The organism is Variovorax sp. V35 (assembly GCF_041154465.1).
Classification (GTDB): domain Bacteria; phylum Pseudomonadota; class Gammaproteobacteria; order Burkholderiales; family Burkholderiaceae_C; genus Variovorax; species Variovorax boronicumulans.
Genome location: NZ_AP028666.1, coordinates 632,466 through 649,352 on the forward strand (window position 1 = coordinate 632,466; position 16,887 = coordinate 649,352).

A 16,887-nucleotide genomic window follows, 5' to 3' on the forward strand; every position below is an offset into this window, starting at 1 on the left:
ATGAAGCCCCGCACCACCTTCCAACCCCGGCATCCGCTGCGTCCGCTGGCGCTTTCGATTGCCTGCATGGGCCTGGCCCCGGCGCTGGCACAAACCATCCTGCCGAGCTTCGGCCCGAACGGCTATACCACGCAGGGCGGCGTGACCGTGGGCACCACCACGTCGGCTACCAGTGTGGGCGGACAGGCGCTGGGCATCTCGCAGTCGTCGCTGCGCGCGATCATCAACTGGAACAGCTTCTCGATTGGTGCCAAGGACGCGGTCAACATCAATCAGGCGATGGGTGCGTCCAGCATCCTGCTCAACCGCGTGACGGGCGGCGAGCTCTCGACCATCGCCGGCCAGCTCACGGCCAACGGGCGCGTGTTCCTCATCAACCCGAGCGGCGTGGTGTTCAGCCAGGGCGCGACGGTCAACGTGGGCGGTCTCGTGGCCTCCACGCTGGCACTGAACACCCCCGACGTCGACTTCCTCGCCGGTACCAGCACCAAGCTCGATTTCCTGCGCGACGACGCCAACGCCAAGGTGGTGAGCAACGCCGGCGTGCTCACCGCCACCGGTGGCCCCGTGGTGCTGATGGGCGCCGAGGTGACCAACACCGGCAGCATCACCGCCAACCGCGGCACCGTCGCACTGGCCTCGGGCCGCAGGATCAGCTTCGACCTGGGCAACGACGGGCTCACCAACCTCGTGGTCGCAGCCGACGCCATGGCCACCAGCGCCAAGGTGGTGAACGCCGCGGGCGCCACCTTGCAGGCCGACGGCGGGCGCGTGATGCTCATCGGCAGTTCCACCACGGCGGGCGAGCTGGTGGTGAACCAGTCGGGCACGGTGCGCGCGCGCACGCTGGAGAACGTCAACGGCGAGATCGTGCTCGGCGCCGGCAGCAACAACCGCATCGAGATGAACGGCGGCACGCTCGATGCCACCGGCATGGGCGCGGGGCAGCACGGCGGCACCATCCGCATCGCGGCGGGGCAGGTGCGCATCGAAGGCACGGGCGGTGGCGACCAGCGCGCGGTGATCGACGCCAGCGGGCAGGCCGGCGGCGGCAGCGTATCGGTGCGTGGCTACGACGTGGCGCTGTCGTCCACCTCGGTGCTGCGCGCCGACGCCACCACGGGCGGCGCCGGCGGCACCGTCACCACGGCCAGTGCCCAGGGCCAGACCCTGGTCGGCGAGGCCGACCCGGCGCCCGAGCGCGAGTCGCGGCTGCAGGCCTACGGCGAGATGACCGCGCGCGGCGCGGGCGACGGCAAGGGCGGTGCGATCTCGAACGAGGCCGATGCGGTGCGCGTGCAGGCCGTGCGCGTCGACGCGGGCGGCGGCGCGCAGGGCGGCGCCAACGGCAGCTGGACGGTGAACGCGAAACAGTCGGACCTGGGCATCGTCGAGGCCGCCAACGTGCCGGCATATGACAGCAAATTGCCGGCCTTCACCGGCGGCTCCGTGAGCGCCGGCAGTGTCGGCGACACGCTGGGCCGTGGCACCGACGTGACGCTGGCGAGCGGGCGCACCGGCCTCGGCGCGGGCGTGACCTTCGCGCCCGGCGTGCAGGTCGTCAAGAGCGAAGGCGGCACGGCGCGGCTGCGCGTCGATTCGGCCGGCAGCATCGTGATGAACGAGGGCTCGGCCATCACGTCGCAGCAAGGCGCGCTGCACGTCGACTTCAACGCCGACGCGACCGGCCGCGTCGCCACCAACGCGAAGAACATCAACAACAGCAGCGGCAACCCTTCTGCGGAGACCGACTATGCCGGCGCCATCGTGCTGACCGGCGCGACCATCGCGGCCAACGGCGGCGACGTGCGCTTCTTCGGCCAGGGCGACGCGCAGAACGGCCGCGCCATCGGCGGCATCGTCCCGCTCGGTGGCGACACCGGCGATTTCGTGTGGCGCGACGGCGTGACGCTGGCCGGCAGCCAGGTCACCACCCGCGGCGAAGGCCGCGTGACGATGCGCGGCCAGGGCCGCACCTGGATCGACGACCAGGACACCGGCGACTTCATCTTCCGCGGCAGCAACGGCGTGTCGATCACGGGCGGCACGGTCGAAGCCGGCGCCGGCGGCCTGCAGCTCGACGGCCTCGCGGGCTACGGGCGCAGCGGCGTGGCCATCGGCAGCGGTGCGGTGCTGAAGTCGGTGGGCGACATCGGCATCAAGGGCCAGGGCCCGACGTGGACTTCCAACATCGGCGGCGCCACGGTGGGCGCCAGCACGGCGGTCGTCATCGACGACGCCACCGTGGCCGGCGAGCGCGACGTGCGCATCGAAGGCCAGGGCGCGAACCTCGACGGCCTGCGCACCGACACGGGCTTTGCGGCGGGGAACATGTCGGCCGGCGGCGGCAACGGCGTCGCCATCCGGGGCGCGGTCTCGGCCGGCGCGGGCCGGCGCATCGACGTGATCGGCCACGCGGGCAGCGAGGGCTTCAGCGCCACGCTCGGCAGCCCTGACATCATCATCACGCCGTCCACCACGCCCACCTACGGCGTGGCCGTCACGGCCGACGCCGACCATCCGACGGCGCTGCGCACCGACGGCGGAACCATCGCCATCGACGCCCAGGGCACCGACATCTCGATGCGCATGGTCACCTTCATCTCCGGCGTGGGCACCAGCGTCGGCACGCTGGCCTCGGTGGCCAGCGACAGCGGCAAGGGCGGCAGCATCTCGGTGCAAGGGCGCAACGTGCTCATCGACGGCGCCACGAACTCCGACGGCTCGCCCGCGGTGGCGCGCCTGGACGCCAGCGGCGCGACCGGCGGCGGCAGCATCGACATCGCGGCCACCAACGCCATCGCCATCGGCGGCAACACGCGCCTGGAAGCCAACGCGGGCACGGGCGCAGGCAACGGCGGCAGCATCAAGGTGGTGGCGACCGAGTCGCTGCGCGCGCACGGCCAGCTCTCGGCGCGCGGCGGCGCGGCCGGCGGCGACGGCGGGCGCATCGAGACCTCGGCCGGGCGCTTCGACCTGCGCGGCGCGCGCGTCGACGCGTCGGCACCGGTGGGCGCGGCGGGGCAGTGGTTCATCGACCCCTTCGACCTCACCATCGCCCATGGCACGGCCGCGGGCACGCTGCCGACCAACCCTTACGACGCGGTCGCCAACTCGACCATCCAGGACGGCGACATCAACACCGCGCTCAACGGCGGCACCAGCGTGAAGATCACGACGGGCACCGGCACGGGCGGTGGCGGCGTCATCACGCTCGATGCCGACGTCGACATCAACTACACCGGCTCCAAGGGCCCGCTCACGCTGCAGCTGGACGCCGCCAGCGGCATCCAGACGCGCACGCCCGGCACCACCATCCGCGCGACCGGCGGCGACGACCTGAACGTGGTGATGAACGCGGGCGTCAACCCCGACGGCACGCCCTCGGGCAACAGCGGCTTCATCGACTTCGGGGGCAACATCCTCACGCAGGGCGGCAGCGTGACGATGAACGCGGTGGGCACGGGCACGCCCGGCAGCGGCTTCATCCGCCTGAACGGCGGGCAGGTCGTCACCGACGGCGGCAACGTGTCGCTGCTCAGCGGCCAGCCCGGCGCGCCCACCGGCACCGTGGTGCTCACGCAGGACGTGCAGGTCGACACGCGCGTCGGCCAGAGCGACGCGGGCGCGGGCGGCAACGTGCGCATCGAGGGCGGCGACGTGCTGCTGCAGGGCGCGCGCATCGCCACCGCCACCGGCAACGTGGACATCCGCGGCACCTCGACCACATGGGACAGCGGTGTGGTCATCACCAGCGGCCAGATCGGGCCGAGCACCATCAGCACCACCAGCGGCAACGTCACGGTGCAGGGCGTGGCGCGGCGCCAGGCCTCGTCCACTTTCGCGGCGGCGCACGGCGTGCTCATCAACGGCGGCAGTTCCATCACCACCGGCAGCGGCAACATCGCGGTGCGCGGCTACAACTTCAACAACGACCCCTCGGCGCCGGGCGTGACCGAAGACAGCGGCGTGCGGCTGGAGAACGGCGCGCAGCTCGTCACCACGGGCGGCGGCAACATCGAGGTCACGGGCCGTTCGCAGAACGGCGGGCGCGGCGTCGTGTTGCAGGCCGGTGGTGCGCCGACCGCACCGGGCGCGCTGCCGGGCATCCGCAGCAGCGGCAACGTGCTGCTGCGCGCGAGCAACGACGGCAGCGGCGATTCGATCGTCATCGAGGCGCCGGTGGTCGCGGCCGGCACCATCGACCTGCGCCCGGGCGGGGTCGATGTCAACATGGTCGCATCGGACGACACGGCCACGCCCATCGTGCTGGGCGGGCCGACGGTCAACGGCTTCTCGGTGTCGGGCGCGGAGTTCGCGCAGCTGTCGGCGCCGACCATCGTCGCGGGCAGCACCACGCACGCGGGCGCCATCACGGTGGCGGGCGCGCTCACGACATCCGGCGCGCTCACCCTGCAGAACGAAGGCGGTGGCGGCGGCATCGCGCTCAACGCGCCGGTCTCGGCCGCGACGCTGGGGCTGCTGTCGGGCGGCAACGTGAGCCAGTCGGGCGCGGGCACGATCACGGCGGGCACGCTGCTCGCGCGCTCGCGCAACGGCAGCGTCGATCTGCGCAACCCGGGCAACGACGTGGCCACGGTGGGCGGCGGCGCGGCCGGCGGCTTTGCCTACGTGGACGCGAACGCGGTCACCATCGGGCCGGTGTCGGTCACGGGCTTCGATGCGGCGGGCAACCTGCCGCAGGTCACTTCGGCCGACTCGATGGCCGCGAACACCGTGTTCGTGCGCACGCTGAGCGGCGACCTCACACTCGGCGCGCCGGTCAGCAGCAGCAACGGCACCGACCTCGTGGCGGCGGCGCGCTTCCAGAACCCGGGCGGCCATGGCATCTCGGGTGCGCTGTGGCGCGTGTGGGCCGACACCTGGGTCGGCGAAACGCGCGGCGGCCTGGCCGGCTCGGGCCCGTTGCCCAACTTCTATCACTGCGCCTACCTGGGCCTGTGCACCGTGACCGTGACGCCGGGCGACAACCACTTCATCTACGCGCAGCAGCCGACCGCGACCATCGTGATCGCCGACGCGTCGCGCACCGTGGGCGCGCCCAACCCCTTCTTCATCTACAGCATCACGGGGCTGATCCTGGGCGACACCGGCGCGGGCTTCAGCGGCTCGATGTTCTCGCCGGCGCTGCCGGGCAGCCCGACGGGCCTGTACCCGATCAACGGCAGCTTCACCTCGGCCGAGGGCTATGCGGTGCGCGTGGTGCCGGGCCAGCTGCGCGTGAGCGGCCTGCCGCTCTTGCCTTCGGTGGACGTGGTGCGCGAGCCGCTGACCTCGTACCTGTATGACCGGAACATCGGCCAGGCGCCGATCTGCCTGGCCACCGGGCCGCTGGACGGCGACCGCGCGCAGCAGGGCGCCGACGTGCTGGCGCGCGAATGGTCGCGCGTGCGCTCGCGGCCCAACCTGCTGAGCTGCGTGAACACCGAGCGGCGCAACGGCTGTTCGGATTTCTGAGACCGCACGCGTGTCAGCGCGGCGCGTGATCGCGGGCCGTGAGCACGAAGAGCTGCGCCATCAGGTCCGCGAGCAGGCGCAGTTGCGGGTCGTCGGTGAGCGGGGCGTGCCGCCACGGCGCGGCATGGGCCTCGAGGCCGTCGAGCGGGCCGGCGAAAAACAGGCGCCGCAACGCACCGCCGAGCACGTCGTGCGCTGCCGATCCCGCGGGGCTGCCGAGGGTGCTGTCGGCGTGGCTGCCGGAGGCGGGCGTGGCGAGGAAGGGCGAGAGCACCACGCCTTGCAAGCGGCCGTCTCGCAGGAAGCTGCCCAGCGTCAGGTCGTACGGTTGCAACGGCCCGTGCGCGAGCGCTTCCTGCAGCAGCGCGGGCAGCACGCGCAGGCCCTTCGGCGTGACGACGTAGGCGACCGCGCCCCAGTTGTAGAGCGTGCGCGCGTCGAGAAAGTCGATGCCGGTCAGTGCATGGCGCGGCGCGCCACTTCCTTGCGGCGGCAGGCGCCGTTGCAGGCTGTGCCAGAGCGCAAGCAGGTGCTGCGTCGAGGTCACGGGCTGGCATTCGAGGAACGCGATGTCGCAGCCTTCGGCTTCCAGTTGCGCGAGCGCGCCGCTGCGCAGCACGGCCGGCAGGGCCTCGCTGAGCTGCGCGTCGTCTTCGAGCACCAGCAGCGCTTCGTCGGGGTTCGCGCGGGTGAGGGCTTCGGTGTGCGAGAGAAAACAGGCGCGCTCGCCGGGCGTGATTGCCGTGTTGTCGGGCGCGAGTGCCTGCGCATCGATGGCTGCGTGCCGCCTGACATTCGTCAGCCCGAGCCGCTGCAACTGCGCGTCCATCGCGGCGCGGCGCTCGGTGCTTCGCTCGAGGTTGATGTAGCAGCCTTGCATGGGCATCTCCGGTGCGTCATCGCTGAAGGAGCGATGCAGTGAACATCATGACGTCGGACGGTCAGGCGGCGGGCACGAACCGTCCGTGGCTCAGCGTCGTGCTGCCTTTCTACCGCAAGCTTGCCGAGTTCGAACGCGTGCTGCCGATGAATGCCGGGTATTGGGCGCGGCCCGGCATCGAGGTTGTGCTCGCACTCGACGAACCCGGCGAAGAAGCCGGCGTGCTCGCGCTGGTCGAACGCTTTCCGCAGATCCGTTGGAAGGTGCTCGTCAACGACGTCGCACATGCATGGCGCCCGCCCTGCAAGGCCATCAACGCCGGCGTGCGTTGCAGCGCGGGGCGCTTCGTGCTGGTCCATTCGCCCGAGTCCGCCTACGCCGGCGATGCGCCGGCCCTGCTGTTGCACGCCGCGATGGGGCACGCGCGCGGCGTGGCGGTCGGCCGTGTCGGCTTTGCGCGCTTCGACGAACTCACGGACACGCTCGACACCGTCTTCGCGCGCCAGGTGCCGCCCGAGCTGCTGCTGCAGACCTTCTACGGTTCGCTGTGCTGCGCGCGCGAGGCCTTCGAGGCGGTGCACGGCTACGACGAATCGTTCGAAGAATGGGGTGGCGACGACGACAACCTGCGCGTGCGCCTGGAGATGGCGGGCTGGCAGCTGCTGGCCTGCCCGGACGCGCACCTGCTGCACCTGTCGGACGAGACGCGCACGGGCGGCGAGCAGTTCGACCGCGACGTCGACTGGATCAAATGCACGCCGCACGAGGCGCGCGCGGGCGATGCCGTATGGGGCCGCGATTTCGACCGCATCGCACGCGACGACAGCGCGGGCACATGGCCCGCCGAAGCACCGACCTGGCTCGCCACCGCACCCGTGGTGCCGATGGGTTCGCGCCGCCAGTGCGAGGTCTGCGCGCGCCTGCTGCACCACGAGCCCAGCGCCTTTCATTGCCCGCGGTGCGCGCACCCGCCGATCGCACCGCGTCTCACGTCGCGACTGCGCATCGTCTGCGTGCTGCAGCTGCGCAACGAGGTGCGCTGTCTGCCGGGCTGCCTCGACCACCTGCGCGGCCACGTGGACGGCATCGTCGCGCTCGACGACGGTTCGACCGACGGCACCGCCGACATCCTGCGGCGCGAACCGATGCTGCTGGAGCTGCTGTCGAACCCGCCGCGCGACGATGGCGCGCACGTGTGGCGCGAGAACGAGAACAAGCGCCGCCTGCTCGAAGCCGCGCGCCGTCACGGCGCGGGCTGGGTGCTGGTGTGCGATGCCGACGAGCGCTACGAAGCGCTGTTCCTGCGCCACCTGCACGCCACCGTCGATTCGCTGCCCGACAACCAGCTCGCCAGCCTGTCGCTCGTGTCCTGCGAGCTCTGGAACTCGCCCGACGCCTGGCGCAGCGACGGCCCGTGGGGGCGCAAGTCGCGCGCGCGGCTGTTCCGTTTGCCGCAGCAGATCTCGTTCGAACTGAGCGCCGAACTGCACGGCCCCTGGCTGCCCGACGACGCGCAGCGCCGGGGCCTGATGTTCTACAGCCGCTACCGGCTCTACCACCTGAAGAGCATCCGTCACGCCGACCGCGTGGCGCGGCGCGACCTGTACACGCGGCTCGATCCAGCGCGGCAGTTCCAGGCGATCGGCTACGACTACCTCGCGGAGGAAGGGCCAAGGCTGCAGCTGATGCGCATCGAGGCCGACCGCGACTACGACCGCAACACCTTGCCGCCTGACCTGCAAGCGGCTCAGCCGCCCAGCCCCAGCGTTCTCGCGAAGTCGCCGCGGTAGGTGCGCAGGCCCTGGTGCGAAAGCCGCGAGCGCGTGTCGACATGCACGCGCCCGCCGATCGACTGCCAGCGGCGGCAGAAGCCGTAGTCCTCGCTGAGGTAGCGCCCGTTGCCCGGTTCGGCGAACACGTCGAAGAAGCGGTAGTGCGGCCGCGCCGCGGCGACCGGGTCGTCCATGCGGTCGGGCGTGTAGCGCAGCTCGGGCAGCGCCTGCGCCATCTGCTCGAGCACGTGGCGCGCGATCAGCATGAAGCCGGTGGGGGCGTCCAGCACTTCGAGGAAACCGTCGGCGTCGACGCGCGCGCCCGCGTCGTTCACGTTGACCGGAAACGCCGCATGCAGCGCCTCGAAGTCGGCGCGCGTGGTGCCGGCCGGCAGCGGCGCGCGCAGGCCGCCGTCGGGCCAGCCGTCGCTCTTGTGCGGGTACACGCCGGCCACCACGTCGCGGCCCGCGCCCAGCAGCCGCAGCGCGGCTTCGGGCTCGAAGCCGATGTCGGCGTCGATCCAGAACAGGTGCGTCCAACGCGTGTCGGCCAGGAACTCGGCGGCCAGCCGGTTGCGCGCGCGCGTGACGAGGCTGTCGCCGTCGAGAAAGCGCGTCTGCATCGCGAAGCCGTGGGTCCACGCGAGGTTGACGAGGCCGAGCAGGCTGCGCACGCACTCGGTGCCGACCGCGCCGCCGTGGCAGGGCGTGGCGACGAAGGGGCGGATGTCTTTCAGGTCGATGGCGGTGGGCATGCGGGGTCAGGCGCCGGGCGCGTGGCGCCGCGTGGTGAGCAGTGCGCGCAGCTTGGCCGGCGCCACCGGTTTGGTCAACAGCGTCACGCCGCCGTGGCGCAGCCGCTGCAGCACCTCGGGCCCGGTGGCGCCCGACACCAGCACGGCGAGCGCGCCGGGCTGCAGGCGGCGCGCGGCATCGATCACTTCCACGCCGTCGGCGTCGCCGGCCAGTTGCAGGTCGCACAGCACGGCGTCGTAGACGATGTCGCCGGTGCCCAGCCGCGCCAGCGCCTCGGCGCCGGTGGTGACGCATTCGACCTCGCAGCCCCACTGCGTGAGCAGCGCGTGCGTGCCGTCGAGGATGGCGGGGTCGTCGTCCACCACCAGGCAGCGCAGGCCCGCCAGCGGCGCCGGTGCCACCGGTGCGGGCTCGGGCGGCGCGACGTCGGCCTTGCGTGCGGGCGGCAGCGTGAACGCGAAGGTGCTGCCGGCCTGCAGCGCCGAGCGGACGGTGATGCGGGTGCCCAGCAGGGTGGCGATGCGCGCGCAGATCGCCAGCCCCAGGCCGAAGCCGCGGCGGCGGTCGCGCTCGGTGTTGGCCACCTGGTAGAACTCTTCGAAGATGCGGCCCTGGTGGATGGGCGCGATGCCCACGCCGTTGTCGCGCACCTCGATGCGCACGCCGGCCCGGCTGCGCCGCGCGGCCACCAGCACGGTGCCGCCTTCGGGCGCGTGGCGCAGCGCGTTGGCCACCAGGTTGCCGACGATGCGCTGCACCATGGCCGCGTCGCTGCGCACCGCCAGCCCGCGGTCGCGCCAGTGCAGCCGCACCTGCGCCGCGCTGGCGGCGGGCGCGTGCTGCGCGTCGAGCTGGTCGAACAGCGCGGCCAGCGAGACGCGCGTGATGGCGGGCGTGAGCACCTGCGCATCGAGCCGCGAAATTTCGAGCAGGTCGTCCAGCAGCACGCCCATGAAGCCGGTGCTCTCCTGCAGCCGCAGCACGGCGGGGCGCTGCGCCTCGGTGGCGCTGGGCAGGAGGCCGTCGATGAAGAGGCCCATGGCATGCAGCGGCTGGCGCAGGTCGTGGCTCGCGGCGGCCAGGAAGCGCGCGCGCGACAGGGCGGCCTGCTCGGCCTCGGCCATGCGCTGCAGCGCGACGGCGGTGGCTTCGCGCACGCGCTCCTCGCTCACCTGGCGGTTGTATTGCAGGCGTTCGGCGAGGCGGTCGATGTCGTGCGCGAGCACCGCCAGCTCGTGCGTGCCGCGCGTGCCGCCTTCGACCACGTCGCAGCGCACCTCGAAGTGGCCGGCCTCCAGCGCCGCCACGGTGCGCGACACGCGCCGCAGCGGCCGCGCCACCGTGCGCGCCATGTGGCGCACCGAGGCCCAGGCCGCCAGCAGCGCGACCAGCGCGATGCCGATGCCGGCGATGAGCGAGCGGCTGCGCTCGTGCGTGTAGGCGGTGGTGTCGCGGAAGGTCTGCACCAGCCCGATGGGCGTGTCGCCCGCCGCGGTGGAGCCGGCCGGCGCGAAGGCGCTGGCGCGCGAGGCCTCGCGCAAGGTGACGGGCGCGCTGAACATGCGCAGCTGCGCGAGCGATTCGTTCTTCGGCCCGGCCGTGACGTACACGCCCGCGCTGTTGCTGATCTCCACCCGCGTCACCTGCCCGCCGCGCAACGCGGCCGAGGCCACGTTCTGCAGGGCCGGCAGGTCGCCCGCGTACAGGCTCAGGTCGGACATCGCCGCCACCTGCTTGGCGACGGCCTGGCCTTCGGCGTCGAAGGCGGCTTCGAGCGTCTGCAGCCGGTTGTGCGTGAACCAGCCGGTGAGCGCCAGCGCCACCGCGGCGCAGGGCACGACGCCCAGGCGGAACAGGTCGCGCTGCAGGTTGCCGCGCACGACGAGCGAGGCAGCGGCTGGAGGTGGGGGCGGCGGTGGCGATTCGGTCGCCGTGGCTGCTCCCGCCGCCGTCGGACGGGACAGCGGGCCTGGGGGGACCGGCGTGGTGCTCATCGCGGGGCTGCGAGTCGTTCGGTGAGCTCCCGTTCCTCCGGCGGACGCAGGCCGAGCCCGCGTGCCACGGTCGCGTTGATCCGCACGGTGGCCGGCGTGGCCGCCTCCACCAGCGGGCCGCTGCCGGTGCTGCCGGCGCTGGCCACCTTCTGTCCGAGCTGGCGCGCCTGTTGCGCGAGCTGGCCGGGCGTGGAGACCGCCGCCGCCAGGCCGCCCGAGCGCACCAGCCCCTCGCTGGCACCGAACACCGGCAGGCCCGCGCCGGCACCGGCATGCAGCACCGAGAGCGTGGCGGCCTGGCTGTCGCCGATGAGGTCGGGCAGCACCATGAGGGCGTCGCTGCGCGGCACCAGCGCGCGCAGCGCGGCAGCGAGCGAGCGCGCGTCGGGCGCGATCTCGACCTGCAGGTCCCAGGCCGGGTTGGCGTTCTGCGCGGCGCGCTGTAGTTCGCGCACCAGCGGTTCGGATTCGGGCGTGGCGATGACGCCCAGGCGGCGCTTCTGCGGCAGCACGGCGTTCACCAGCGCGAGCTGGTCGGCCATGGCCGGGTCGCGCAGCAGCACGCCCACGCGCCGGTCGCTGCGCCGCAGGGCGGCGGGGCTGGCGGTCTTGAGGGTCTCGTAGTCGAGCCGGCTCAGCATCGCGAGCACCAGCGGCTCGGCGCCGGGGCGTTCGAGGGCGGCGCGCGCAGCGGCGGTGCCCACCGCCACGGTGAGGCCCGCGTCGCTCGCGGTGCGCAGGCTGCGCGTGCGCACGCCGGTGTTGGCGGCGGGCTCGGTGTCGGTGCTGGCCGGCTCCGCGGCCGGGGCGCCCGGTCCGATGCGCACGAGTTCGAACTTGCCGGAGGCCGACTGGCCGGTGCGCAATTGCTGCACGAACTCGGCCGACGCGGCCTGGTCGTCGCCGACGAGCACCGTCAGCGTGGCCGCCGATGCCACGCGCGGCGCGGCGGCCAGGCACAGCACGAGGCCGAAGGCCAGCAGCGCGTGGACAGCACGGTGCACTCTTCCGGAGAAAAGCGGAATGGGAGGGTTCACAGCGACGGACATGGACTGCTTTGTGCAGCGAGAGGCAATGGTCCAATGTAAGGACGCGCCCTGTTTCCCGCGATAAGGCGGAGGGCTTATGCCCGCATGCGCGAGGGCCTGCGCGTGTGAGGAAGATCACACCGCGGCGGCTGCTTGGTCTATGTCCGACGGACTACCCGGCGCCTACCGGGAAGGTACCGTGTCAGAGGCCCGCTGCAATCACCAGCGCGGCCGCGCGCTGCGCCTGGATCGCCTGGCGCAGCACGCGCGGCGACACCGGCTTGTAGAGCACGGCGATGCCGGCGGCGGCCACCTCGCGCAGCCGGTCGGGCTTGGTCTCGCCGGTGACCAGCAGGCGCGCGGTGCCGGCGCCGATGCCGTTGGGGTGGCGCTCGAGCGCGGCGATCACATCGAGGCCGTTGTCGCCGCCCTGCAGCAGCAGGTCGCTCACCACCACGTCGGGCGGCGTGTCCCAGTGGTCGGCCAGCGCCAGCGCCTCGGCGCGCGTCTGCGCGGCCAGCACGGTGGCGCCCCAGTTGGACAGCACCACGCTCAGGCCTTCGAGGATCGTGCGCTCGTCGTCGATGACAAGGATGCGCAGGTCCGCCAGGCTGTCGCCGTTGCTCTCGTCGTCGGCGCTGGCCGCCGCGGGCGCCGGTGCCACCGGCGCCGGCAGCGCGGCGGGCGCGGCGCGCACCTGCACGCGCACGCAGGTGCCCTTGTTCAGGCGCGAGCTGAGCTCGACGCGCGTGTTCAGCAGCTCGGCCAGCCGCTGCACCGTGGCCAACCCCAGGCCCATGCCGCGCGCGCCGCCGGGCGCGTTGCTGCGACTGGCCGGCTCGACCTGGTAGAACTCCTCGAACACCCGCGCCTGGTGGTGCGCGGCAATGCCCACGCCGGTGTCGACCACGTCGATGCGCACGCCCTTGCCGCGTGCGCGCGCACCGATCAGCACGCCGCCCTCGACCGTGTGGCGCAGCGAGTTCGACACCAGGTTGTTCAGGATGCGCGAGAGCATCACGTAGTCGCAGCGCACCCACAGCTCGGTCTTGCGCACCACCAGCCGCAGGCCCTGCTGCTCGGCCACGGGGCGGAAGTTGCGGCTGATCTCGTCGAACAGACGGTCGAGCGGAAAGTCGGCCCACTGCGGCTGCAGCACGCCGGCGTCGAGCTGCGACAGGTTCAGCAGCTCCGAGAACAGCCGGTCGAGCGAATCCACGCACTCGCGGATGTGGCCGATGCGTTGCAGCTTCACCGGGTCGGTCTCGCCATTGGCCAGCCCGTCGGAGAACAACGTGAGCGCATGCAGCGGCTGGCGCAGGTCGTGGCTGGCGGCGGCCAGCAGCCGCGTCTTGGCCTGGCTGGCCACTTCGAGCAACTGGTTCTTGCGCGCCAGCTCGGCCGTCGCCTCGTTGATGCGGCTTTGCAGCAGCCGGTGGCTTTCGGCGAGCGCGCGCGCCGCCTGGTTGAAGCCGTGCTGCAGGTGGCGCACCTCGGAGGTGCCTTCGATCGCCACGCTGGCGGCCTCGCCCGCGCCGAGCCGGTCGACCGCCTCGCCCAGCGCACGGATCGGCTCGCTGATGCGGCGCGCCGCCCACCAGCCCGCCAGCCCCACGCCCAGCAGGCTCATGGCCAGCACCAGCGCCACGTTGAGCCAGACCGAGCGGCGCGCGCTCTGCACCGCGTCCAGACCGATCTCGACCATCACCTTGCCGTTGTGGCGCCCGTCGTCGCTGACGATCGGCACCACCACCTGCAGGCCCTCGCCGCGCCGGCGGTCGACGGTTTCGGAGTTGGCGACGATCTCGCCGTCTTCCGTCCAGATCTGCACCTGCTGCACGTGCGGCTGGTAGGTGCCCGTCTGCGCGGTGCGCGCCAGCGCGCGGCGGTCCATGCGCGCCAGCGGCGCCTGCGCCACCGTGGCCACCTGCAGCGCCACCGTCTGCGCGTTGGCGCGCATCAGCTCGGTGAGGTTGCCCAGGTGCTGGCGCGTGAGCACCGCAATGGCCACCAGCGTGGCCGCCGTGGCCGGCACCAGCGCCAGCAGGATCAGCTGCTGGGCGAAGGTGAGGCGGGCCAGCCCGCGCAGGAGGCGGAAGTTCCAGTTCATGAAGGCCTTGAACGCATGGGGCGCGAGCTTAGGGCCACGGCCCCGAACAGGGAAGACCGGAAAAACATCACGAGAAAGACTCGCATTTGGGATGTAATGGCGTCCGCGTCGCCCATGTTAGACCCCGCCGGCTCGCCGCGGGCCCCGTGTCTTCCGCTCCTTCCATGCACGCCTTCTTGCGTCGTTTCGGCAGTTTCCCCGGCACCGGCCGCCGTGCGGCCCTGGCGCTGGCCATGGGGCTTTTGCTGCTGCCGTTGCCGGCGGCGGCGCAGGCTGCGGCACCCGCCGCGGATGCGCCGGTGCGCTTCGGCATCCTGCCGCTGGGCGGTGCCTTCGAGTCGCGCAGCGACTGGGACCCGCTGCTGGCCGAACTCAGCCGCGCCATCCAGAGGCCGGTGAGCGTGCTCTCGGTCAATTCGTACGAGGCGCTGGAGCAGGCCATCCAGCGCGGCGAAGTCGACATGGCGTTCCTGTCGGGAAAGATGGCGCTCGACGCCGTGAGCCAGAAGCGCATGAAGGTCGTGGCCCAGGTCGTGCGGCACGACGGCCTGCCCGGCTACCGCGGGCTGCTGCTCACGCGCAAGGCGCCGCCCTTCAACACGCTGAAAAACCTCGTCGACCAGCCCGAGCGCTGGCGGCTGGCGCGCGGCGAGCGGCAGTCGGTGTCGGGCTTCATCGTGCCGCAGCTGCAGTTCTTTCTGCCGAACCACATCGTCATGGAGACGCGCTTCCTGAGCGAGGTCGTCGGCACGCACCAGGCCAATGCGTTGGCCGTGGCCAACAACGAGGCCGACGTGGCCACCAACAACTCGGCCGATTTCGAGCGCTTCAAGCTGCGCTTTCCGGCCGAGGCGCAGCGGCTGCAGGTACTGTGGGAGTCGGAGCTGATCCCGCACGCGCAGATCGTCGTGCGCCGCGAGTACCCGCCCGAGCTGCGCCTGCGCGTGCAGGCCTTCCTGGTCGCCTACGGCCGCGGCAAGGGAGCGCGCGGCGACGCCGAGCGCGTGGTGCTCAAGTCGCTGCACGACCTGGCGGGCTTCGTCGCTGCCGACAACAGCTCGCTGCTGCCCGCCGCCAAGCTCGCCTACCAGCTCGCCATGCAGAACGCGAAGACCGCGCAGTGGGTCAACGATGCGGCGCGCCAGGCGCGGCTGCAGCGCCTGGAGAGCGGCTACGCCGAGCAGCTCGCCGTGCTGAAGGATGTGAGCCCTTGAACCGTCGCACGATGCTCGCGCTGGCCGTGTCGTCGCTGATGGCGCCATGGCCGGCGGGCGCGCAGCCTGCGCCAGTGCCCTCCGCGAAGGGCCCGCTGGTGATCAAGGAAGTGCGCTTCGGCGTGCTGCCGCTGGGCGGCACCGTCGAGTCGCGCGCCTTGTGGACGCCGCTCATGGCCGACATGAGCCGCGCGCTGGGCCTGCCCGTCAGCGCGTACTCGGTGCCGTCGTACGAAGAGCTCGACCGCGCCATCGGGCGCGACGAGATCGACATGGCCTTTCTCTCGGCCAAGATGGCGCTGGACGCCGTCATGCAGCGGCGCATGAAGGTGGTGGCGCAGATCGCGCGGCGCGACGGCATGCCCGAGCACCGCGCCGTGCTGCTGGCGCGCAAGACCGGGCCGCTCAACACGCTCGAAGGCCTGCTGGCCCAGCCCGAACGCTGGCGGCTCGCGCGCGGCGACAGCCGCTCGGTCACCGGCTTCATCGTGCCGCAGAGCCAGCTCTTCCTGCCGAACCAGATCGAGATGGAAACCCGCTTTCGCAGCGAGTTCGTCGGCACCCACCAGGCCACCGCGCTGGCCGTGGCCAACGGCGATGCCGACGTGGCCACCAACAACACCACCGACTTCGAGCGCTTCCGCCAGCAGTTCCCGGTCGAGGCCGCGCGGCTGCAGGTGATCTGGGAATCCGAACCACCGCCCGGCGCGCCGATGGTGGTGCGCCGCGACTACCCGCCCGAGTTCCAGGCGAAGCTGCAGGCCTTCCTCGTCGGCTACGGCAAGGGCAAGGGTCCACGCGCCGACGCCGAGCGCGAGGTGCTGAAGAACCTGCGCGCGGCGTACGGCTACGTCGCGGCGGACGACAGCGCGCTGCTGCCGGAAGCCAAGCTGGAATACCAGCTGGGGCGCCAGCGCGCGTTGTCAGCCGCGTGGGTCAACGATGCGGCGCGGGAGCATCGGCTGCAGCGGATCGAGAAGGCGTATGCGGCGCAGGTGGAGGCGCTGAAGGCGTCGAGCGCTTCGCGCTGAGGCACGGCCCGCGCAGGCCGCGCCCATGACAAATCACGCGCTTTGCGCGGGTATCCGAAGACACGCCGCGGCGGGCGACCATTGTTGTCAATGCAAACGCGTGGTGGCTTCCACACTGCGCGACCTCTTTCCGGGTGAAGGCTGTTGTCGTCGAAGGCGTTCTTGCGAACGGCTTTGTGCGGTGTGCGTTGCGCGTCGGAGAGAGGACGGGGCGAGAGCCCGCATCCGACAACAACGATCTCTATCGGGAAGGCAGTCACGCAATGAAGACCTACAAGATATTCAAGGACCCCCTCGGCAGTGTGCAGGCCATCAAGGACGGCTGGAGCTGGCCGGGGTTTTTCTTCGGGGCGTTCTGGGCCCTTTTCCATCGCATGTGGTGGGTGGGGCTGGGCCTTATGGGCTTGGCGATGCTCATCATCCTCGGAGAAGACACCATAGGAACGGCAGCCACGGACGGGTTGCTCAACGTGCTTTCTGTCATCGTGTCGGTGGGGTTCGGTATGGGTGGGAACGCCTTGCGCGTGGGACAACAGATTCGCAGGGGCTATGAGGAGATTGCGGTGGTGCAAGCCGCCAATGTGGAGAACTGCCAATCAGGATTGCAGAATGGGCTGCTCTGAA

General features: G+C 71.9%; 10 protein-coding genes. 5 read left to right on the top strand and 5 right to left on the bottom strand.

Going from position 1 to position 16,887, the window contains the following annotated elements; genetic code table 11:
- Positions 1–5,478, top strand: coding sequence for a filamentous hemagglutinin N-terminal domain-containing protein (locus ACAM42_RS02920; protein WP_369631055.1), 5,478 nt, complete (start codon positions 1–3; stop codon positions 5,476–5,478).
- Between the two features lie 13 nt (positions 5,479–5,491).
- On the opposite strand, the gene ACAM42_RS02925 is transcribed toward ACAM42_RS02920, so the two are convergent.
- A complete protein-coding gene (locus ACAM42_RS02925; protein WP_369631056.1) occupies positions 5,492–6,358 on the bottom strand; it encodes a glycosyltransferase family 25 protein in 867 nt (288 codons plus the stop codon).
- A 47-nt stretch (positions 6,359–6,405) separates the two neighbouring features.
- Here ACAM42_RS02925 and ACAM42_RS02930 point away from each other — a divergent pair, with 47 nt between their 5' ends.
- A complete protein-coding gene (locus tag ACAM42_RS02930; protein ID WP_369632711.1) occupies positions 6,406–8,148 on the top strand; it encodes a glycosyltransferase family 2 protein in 1,743 nt (580 codons plus the stop codon).
- Here the strand turns inward: ACAM42_RS02930 and ACAM42_RS02935 are convergent.
- From ACAM42_RS02935 to ACAM42_RS02950, 4 genes are all read right to left on the bottom strand, one after another.
- Complete coding sequence (locus ACAM42_RS02935; RefSeq protein WP_369631057.1) at positions 8,106–8,885, bottom strand: hypothetical protein; 780 nt, start codon at positions 8,883–8,885, stop codon at positions 8,106–8,108. The two genes, ACAM42_RS02930 and ACAM42_RS02935, sit on opposite strands and share 43 nt — an antisense overlap.
- 6 nt (positions 8,886–8,891) lie before the next feature.
- Positions 8,892–10,880 (bottom strand): ATP-binding protein, encoded by a 1,989-nt coding sequence (locus ACAM42_RS02940; protein WP_235926898.1) that lies wholly within the window; start codon positions 10,878–10,880, stop codon positions 8,892–8,894.
- The gene (locus ACAM42_RS02945) at positions 10,877–11,884 is read right to left on the bottom strand and encodes an ABC transporter substrate binding protein (protein WP_369631058.1); all 1,008 of its coding nucleotides are present in this window, start codon (positions 11,882–11,884) and stop codon (positions 10,877–10,879) included. Before ACAM42_RS02945 ends, ACAM42_RS02940 begins: the two co-directional genes overlap by 4 nt.
- A gap of 226 nt (positions 11,885–12,110) precedes the next feature.
- Complete coding sequence (locus ACAM42_RS02950) at positions 12,111–14,018, bottom strand: hybrid sensor histidine kinase/response regulator (RefSeq protein ID WP_307697131.1); 1,908 nt, start codon at positions 14,016–14,018, stop codon at positions 12,111–12,113.
- Between the two features lie 164 nt (positions 14,019–14,182).
- Here ACAM42_RS02950 and phnD (ACAM42_RS02955) point away from each other — a divergent pair, with 164 nt between their 5' ends.
- From phnD (ACAM42_RS02955) to ACAM42_RS02965, 3 genes are all read left to right on the top strand, one after another.
- Positions 14,183–15,232, top strand: coding sequence for a phosphate/phosphite/phosphonate ABC transporter substrate-binding protein (phnD, locus tag ACAM42_RS02955; protein ID WP_369631059.1), 1,050 nt, complete (start codon positions 14,183–14,185; stop codon positions 15,230–15,232).
- Positions 15,233–15,243: 11 nt separating this feature from the next.
- A complete protein-coding gene (gene phnD, locus ACAM42_RS02960) occupies positions 15,244–16,263 on the top strand; it encodes a phosphate/phosphite/phosphonate ABC transporter substrate-binding protein (RefSeq protein ID WP_369632712.1) in 1,020 nt (339 codons plus the stop codon).
- A 263-nt stretch (positions 16,264–16,526) separates the two neighbouring features.
- Positions 16,527–16,886: a DUF2628 domain-containing protein gene (locus ACAM42_RS02965; RefSeq protein WP_369631060.1), complete on the top strand. Its 360-nt coding sequence runs from the start codon at positions 16,527–16,529 to the stop codon at positions 16,884–16,886.
- The last annotated feature ends 1 nt before the right edge of the window (position 16,887 follow it).